General features: G+C 68.8%; 2 protein-coding genes and 1 pseudogene. All 3 read left to right on the top strand.

Annotation, left to right across the window (positions count from 1 at the left end):
• On the top strand, nt 1-440 hold a 440-nt coding region (locus ACFV9O_RS40320), incomplete at its 5' end, for a roadblock/LC7 domain-containing protein (protein WP_385428050.1).
• Nucleotides 437-838 (top strand): DUF742 domain-containing protein, encoded by a 402-nt coding sequence (locus tag ACFV9O_RS40315; RefSeq protein ID WP_385428048.1) that lies wholly within the window; start codon nt 437-439, stop codon nt 836-838. The genes ACFV9O_RS40320 and ACFV9O_RS40315, both read left to right, overlap by 4 nt.
• A pseudogene (locus ACFV9O_RS40310) lies at nt 819-917 on the top strand (ATP-binding protein); the annotation flags it as partial. The gene ACFV9O_RS40315 and the pseudogene ACFV9O_RS40310, both read left to right, overlap by 20 nt.

The raw sequence follows: 917 nt of genomic DNA, 5'->3' as shown, positions 1-917 counted from the left end.
GGAACCTGCACTGGCTGCTGACCAACCTCGTGGAGGAGGTGCCGGGCCTCAATTCGGTCGCGGTGGTCTCCTCCGACGGGCTGATGCTGCTCTCCTCCGACCCGGGGAGAAACGAGCCCGAGCAGAGAGAGACCCCGCAGGGTCCGAAAGGCTCCAGCGCCGACCTCGCCACCATCGTCTCCGGTGTCGGCAGTCTCACCATCGGGGCGTCGAAGCTCATGGACGCGGGCGACGTCAAGCAGACGATGGTCGCGATGGAGGAGGGCAGCCTCTTCGTCATGTCCATCAGCGACGGCTCGCTGCTCGGCGTCCACGCCACCCCCGACTGCGACATGAACGTCGTCGCCTACCACATGGCGCTGTTCGTGGGCCGGGCCGGGCACGTGCTCACCCCCGAACTCCGCAGTGAACTTCGCCAGTCGATGGAGAGCGCCAAGTGAGCACCGCCAAGTTGCCCCGCCGGGGCGGGGACCGCAAACCCGGCCGCTGCCGCCCGTACTCACTGACCGGCGGGCACACACGGTTCGGGCACGTCCTGCTCGTGGAGACCTTCGTCGCCGCTCTGGAGGCACCCGAGGAGCGCAAGGAACTGCCGAACGGCACCTTCGGCCTGACCCGGATCATGCCCGAGACGCAGGCGATCGTGGCGCTCTGCCGCCGCATGCGCACCGTCGCGGAGATCGCGGCGCTGCTGAAGATGCCGCTCGGCGTGGTGAGGGTGCTCCTGAGCGACCTCGCCGATCAGGGAAAGATCCGCGTGTACGGCAACGGGCACGGCCCGGGCCAGCCCGATCGCGCACTGCTCGAAAGGGTGCTGAATGGACTCCGCCGTCTCTGACCTCCTCCCCGCCGACGAGTCGGAGGAGACCCTCCAGCCGTGGCAGCGGGACAAGACCCGGGCCCCCATAGCCACCAAG

Source organism: Streptomyces sp. NPDC059909, assembly GCF_042730885.1.
Lineage (GTDB): Bacteria > Actinomycetota > Actinomycetes > Streptomycetales > Streptomycetaceae > Streptomyces.
This window is presented reverse-complemented; position numbering and strand designations above follow the sequence as displayed.